The sequence below is a fragment of the Priestia flexa NBRC 15715 genome, assembly GCF_001591565.1.
Lineage (GTDB): Bacteria > Bacillota > Bacilli > Bacillales > Bacillaceae_H > Priestia > Priestia flexa.
The window spans coordinates 1-5,391 of sequence record NZ_BCVD01000180.1 but is presented as its reverse complement, the minus strand read 5'-3'; the positions used below and the strand labels follow the sequence as shown (position 1 = coordinate 5,391).

The window sequence follows — 5,391 nt, the reverse complement described above, 5'->3', positions numbered from 1 at the left end:
TGTCTCAGTCTCTTTCTATAATTACGCTTCGCTACGGATTTCACGAATTGCAGCGCGGTCAAATACCATTTTAGAACCGTCTGTTGTTTTCACAATAACTGTTCCTTCATCAATTGCTTCAACTAAAGCGTGCATTCCACCGATTGTGATGACTTTGTCACCTTTCTTCAGTTCAGACTGCATTTGCTGTACAGCTTTTTGACGCTTTTGCTGTGGACGAATTAATAAGAAATAAAAGATGGCGAACATTAAAAGTAATGGCCATATTGCTTGGAAAATTTCCACAAGATCTCCTCCTTTAATCAATTTATCAACAGGTACTTATTCATATGTTGATGAAAAACCCCTGTAATGACCTAGAAATTTTTTGCATTTGGTCCGTTAAATCCATATTTATCAAAGAATTCATCACGGAAGTCACCTAATCGATCTTCGCGAATAGCTTCACGGACTTGCTCCATTAAGTTTAGCAGAAAATATAAGTTATGGTAAGATGTTAATCGAATTCCAAACGTTTCATTAGAACGAATTAAGTGGCGAATATACGCTCTTGAATAATTTTTACACGTATAGCAATCACAGTTTGGATCGATTGGCCCAAAGTCTTCTGCATATTTTGCATTTTTAACAACTAAGCGCCCTTCACTTGTCATTAATGTACCGTTACGTGCAATACGCGTTGGTAGCACGCAGTCAAACATATCAATTCCACGGATTGCTCCATCAATCAATGAATCTGGTGAACCTACGCCCATTAAGTAACGAGGTTTATCCGCAGGCAGATAAGGTGTTGTAAACTCAAGCACGCGATTCATAACGTCTTTTGGTTCTCCAACAGATAGTCCTCCTACAGCATAACCCGGGAAGTCCATAGAAACCAAGTCAGAAGCACTCTGACGACGTAAATCTTCAAATTCTCCTCCTTGTACAATCCCAAATAATCCTTGGTCTTGCGGACGACTGTGAGCTTCTAAACAGCGCTCAGCCCAACGGCTTGTACGCTCTACTGAACGCTTTAAATAATCATATTCAGCTGGATATGGTGGACACTCATCAAATGCCATCATGATATCCGAACCAAGTGCGTTTTGAATCTCCATTGCTCCTTCAGGTGATAGGAATAACTTGTCACCATTTAAGTGATTGCGGAAATGCACGCCTTCTTCTTCAATACGTCGAAGATCGCTTAGACTAAACACTTGGAAACCACCTGAATCCGTTAAAATTGGACGGTCCCAGTTCATGAATTTATGAAGTCCGCCAGCTTTTTTTACAATTTCGTGACCTGGACGTAGCCATAGATGATACGTGTTGCTTAAAATAATTCCTGCTCCCATTGCTTTTAAGTCTTCAGGAGACATTGTTTTTACTGTAGCAAGCGTACCAACTGGCATAAAGATCGGCGTTTCAAAAGATCCGTGTGGAGTATGCACAATGCCAAGGCGTGCTCCGGTTTGCTTACATGTTTTAATATGTTCATAACGAATAGCTGTCATTAGTGTATTCCTTTCATGTTAAATTACAAGATTAGCATGGCATCGCCAAAGCTAAAGAATCGATACTTTTCTTTTACCGCTGTTTCATATGCGCCGATGATATGCTCACGTCCAGCTAACGCGCTAACAAGCATAATAAGCGTTGACTTCGGCAAATGGAAGTTTGTAATCATACCATCAATTGCTTTAAATTCATATCCAGGGAAAATAAAGATGCTCGTCCAGCCCGATGAAGCTTTAAACACACCGTCGTGTTCAGTTGCGATTGTTTCAAGCGTTCGCGTAGACGTGGTACCAACAGAGATAATTCGTCCACCTTGTTCACGCACTGAATTCAACAACGAAGCTGTCTCTTCGCTCACTTGATAGTATTCAGCGTGCATATCATGCTCTTCCAGATCATCTACGCTTACGGGTCTGAAGGTTCCTAGGCCAACGTGCAGTGTTAAGAAAGCAATATGCACACCTTTCGCTTTAATTTCTTCCAACATCTCTTCCGTGAAGTGAAGTCCTGCCGTTGGTGCTGCAGCTGAACCTTGTTCACGTGCAAACACAGTTTGATAGCGTTCGCGGTCATCAAGGCGTTCTTTGATATAAGGTGGCAGCGGCATTTCACCAAGCTGTTCTAATACTTCATAAAAGATTCCGTCATACTTAAATTCCAGCAGCCTTCCCCCCTGATCACTCACACCTTTACAAACAGCCGTTAAGCGACCATCTCCAAATGAAATAACCGTTCCTTCTTTAACTCGCTTAGCGGGCTTCACAAGCGTTTCCCACATGTCACCTTCCGTTTGTTTTAAAAGAAGAACTTCAATATTAGCGCCCGTATCTTCTTTTGTTCCAAATAAACGAGCTGGTAAAACACGCGTATCGTTTAATACAAGACAATCACCTTCTTGTAAATAGTCAAGAAGGTCTTGAAACATATGATGACGTACCTCACCTGTTTCTTTGTTTACTACCATGAGTCTTGATGCATCACGCTTTTCAAGCGGCGTTTGCGCAATCAATTCCTCCGGTAAATGGAAATCAAATAAATCTACTTTCATTTCATTCACCTGTTCCTACTAAAATAATTATTTAAATCGACCAATAAAAAAGAAAATAAGCGATAATAAAATGCTAATAACAATCGACGTAACGATTGGAAAATAAAAGGTTGTATTTCCTTTTTTAATTAAAATATCACCAGGAAGTTTGCCGATAAATTGTAGCAAAAAACCGACCAATAGTAAAATACCACCCACAATCATTACGAATTTAGGGAGTTCGTTCACTTCTCTGGCACCTCCATTTGAAAATGATCATACACAAGCCGCGTCACAATCCGCCCTCTAGGCGTTCTTTGCAGAAAGCCAATCTGAAGTAAGTACGGCTCATATACATCTTCAATTGTATGTGATTCTTCACCAATGGTAGCCGAAATTGTATCTAAGCCAACTGGACCTCCACGGAATTTTTCAATAATCCCTCTTAATAATTTATGGTCAATATGATCCAAACCTAAACGGTCGACTTGCAGCATCTCTAAAGCTTCTGTAGCAAGCTGAACAGTAATCTCACCATCACCTTTTACCTGCGCAAAATCGCGAACGCGTCTTAAAAGCCGGTTGGCAATCCTCGGGGTCCCACGAGCTCGCCTGGCAATTTCATGCGTAGCTTGCGTATCGATGCCTACATTTAAAATAGAAGCAGTACGCTCTACAATAGACGCTAAGTCTTCTTCTTGGTAATATTCCAAGCGGCTTAAAACCCCGAAACGATCTCGCAGTGGTGATGAGAGCAAACCAGCTCTTGTTGTCGCCCCCACAAGCGTAAAGGGTGGCAAATCTAAACGCACGGAGCGAGCGCTTGGGCCTTTTCCAATCACAATATCTAGACAGAAATCCTCCATTGCAGGGTAAAGGACCTCTTCAACCGATCGATTAAGACGATGAATTTCATCAATAAACAACACATCGCCCGGTTCTAAGCTTGTTAGTACAGCCGCTAAATCTCCAGGACGCTCAATGGCAGGTCCGGAAGTAGTGCGAATTTGCACGCCCATCTCATTTGCAATAATGGTCGCCAACGTTGTTTTCCCTAAGCCAGGAGGTCCATATAGTAAAACATGATCCAACGTTTCGCTTCGCATTTTAGCAGCTTTAATAAAGATATCTAAGTGGCTTTTTACTTTATGCTGACCAATATACTGTTGTAGAAATTGAGGTCTAAGACTTTGCTCTAGCACTTCTTCTTCGCTAAGTGCATCGCCTGTCACAATACGATCGTCCATCATATTCCTCCTTCATTCGTTACTTAAGCAAACGCTTCAACGCTTCCTTAATATATTGATCTGTCGTCATCGACTGTTGCATTAAGGCTGGAACTACCTTATTAATCTCTCGCTCTGCATATCCAAGTACTTTTAATGCCTCGATAGCCTCATCTAAAGCTTCTGAGCTTTGTGATTTAACTTCTTGTTCGTCCATATCAGCAAATAGTGATGGCACTGCATCCGGTACGATATCATGAAGCTTGCCTTTCAAGTCCAAAATCATTTGACGAGCTGTTTTTTTTCCTACTCCTGGAAACTTCACCAAAAACTTTTCATTTTCTTCTTCAATGGCCTGCACCACCTGAGAAGGGTTACCTGATGCTAGAATCGCCAGCGCACCTTTTGGACCAATGCCTGAGACGCTAATTAATTTCATGAATAGTTCTTTTTGTTCGCGAGAATTAAAGCCGTACAGTGCTAAGATATCTTCACGGACATACTGATACGTATAAATAACTCTCTCTTCATTATCAACTGAAAACACATAAGGGTTTGGTGTAAATACCTGATAGCCCATTCCTTGGTTTTCAATGACAACGTATTCTGGATTAATATATGTAATCACACCTCTGATATAATCAATCAACTAACTCTCTCCCTCTCACATGAACGAAGGCAGTCTACCCTCCTTGTTATCATCAAGTAGAGAACACTGCCCAGTTCATTCATCTATCTTCCAACTAAGAAGCCGTAATAATTTTAATTTCACAATTGCTTTTGCATACTCTGTCGAACATTTAGCGCTGACTATTATTTTAACACAACCCTAAAAGTGAATAGAAGGAATTTGACATAGAAATAAAAAGAAATCTGCTTTCGAGTCCTTACTGTGAATTAGAACGCGACAAAAAGCGGCTACTTACTAGAAGTAGGCCGCGAATTAAGCTCGTACATTTTATAAAAATCCATCAAGGATACGTAATCATCTTTCGTTTGAACACGAATCCCATCTTTCAGCAGCTCTTCTTGATAGCTCTCTAATTTTTCTACATCAATCTGAAAGAAAGATTGAATAATATTTGTGGAATTTACCGGCTTCCCTTCAAACGTAGATAATACTCCGTTAACTGATAAGCCAACGTAGCCGTTTTCTTTAAGCATTGGCGAAATGTCGTCAACCGCCTTTCTAAGTACAACCTCTTCGTCTGATGCTTTAATCACTCTCCACATAGGATACGCGCTTAGTACTTCTTCTTTTGTCATGTACGGGGAATTCAAGACCTCTTGACTAATAACTCCATCTACATACGTACGCTCTAAAAAAATAGTCATTGGGCGCTCAGCTTCTACTACTCCAGCTAAGCTTACTAAAAAGCTGCTGATAGTACATACAATGATTATTTGATGAATGGTTCGTTTCATCCATCATCACCTCACACATGTAATTTGTCACTTCATAAAGATGACTGAAAGAAGAATTGCTATTTATATCTTTTCCTTTCTTTCTTTTTTTATCCATTTTCTTAAATATACAAAAAGAAGCTGGGACAAAGCTAAATGAGTCCTTCTCAAAAACGAATCATGACTCTTCTACAATAGTTAGGTTTTCAAAACAAAAAACATCCGAACGAGTTT

General features: G+C 40.2%; 7 protein-coding genes. All 7 read right to left on the bottom strand.

The features are described 5' to 3' along the window. Window positions 1-21: 21 nt before the first annotated feature. Complete coding sequence (gene yajC, locus BFL01S_RS18815) at window positions 22-285, bottom strand: preprotein translocase subunit YajC (RefSeq protein WP_025908505.1); 264 nt, start codon at window positions 283-285, stop codon at window positions 22-24. A gap of 71 nt (window positions 286-356) precedes the next feature. After that, window positions 357-1,496 carry a tRNA guanosine(34) transglycosylase Tgt gene (tgt, locus tag BFL01S_RS18810; protein ID WP_025908506.1) on the bottom strand — a complete coding sequence of 380 codons (1,140 nt, stop codon included), beginning with the start codon at window positions 1,494-1,496 and terminating at the stop codon, window positions 357-359. 23 nt (window positions 1,497-1,519) lie between these two features. Beyond that, window positions 1,520-2,548: a tRNA preQ1(34) S-adenosylmethionine ribosyltransferase-isomerase QueA gene (gene queA, locus BFL01S_RS18805; RefSeq protein ID WP_025908507.1), complete on the bottom strand. Its 1,029-nt coding sequence runs from the start codon at window positions 2,546-2,548 to the stop codon at window positions 1,520-1,522. Between the two features lie 27 nt (window positions 2,549-2,575). Further along, window positions 2,576-2,776: a DUF2905 domain-containing protein gene (locus BFL01S_RS18800; protein WP_025908508.1), complete on the bottom strand. Its 201-nt coding sequence runs from the start codon at window positions 2,774-2,776 to the stop codon at window positions 2,576-2,578. Beyond that, window positions 2,773-3,774, bottom strand: a complete 1,002-nt coding sequence (gene ruvB / locus BFL01S_RS18795; RefSeq protein ID WP_025908509.1) for a Holliday junction branch migration DNA helicase RuvB — start codon at window positions 3,772-3,774, stop codon at window positions 2,773-2,775. The genes BFL01S_RS18800 and ruvB overlap by 4 nt, the downstream gene beginning before the upstream one ends. Window positions 3,775-3,793: 19 nt before the next feature. Further along, on the bottom strand, window positions 3,794-4,402 hold the full coding sequence (gene ruvA, locus BFL01S_RS18790) for a Holliday junction branch migration protein RuvA (RefSeq protein ID WP_025908510.1): 609 nt from the start codon (window positions 4,400-4,402) through the stop codon (window positions 3,794-3,796). A 269-nt stretch (window positions 4,403-4,671) separates the two neighbouring features. Then, complete coding sequence (locus tag BFL01S_RS18785) at window positions 4,672-5,178, bottom strand: BofC C-terminal domain-containing protein (RefSeq protein ID WP_025908511.1); 507 nt, start codon at window positions 5,176-5,178, stop codon at window positions 4,672-4,674. Between the last annotated feature and the right edge of the window lie 213 nt (window positions 5,179-5,391).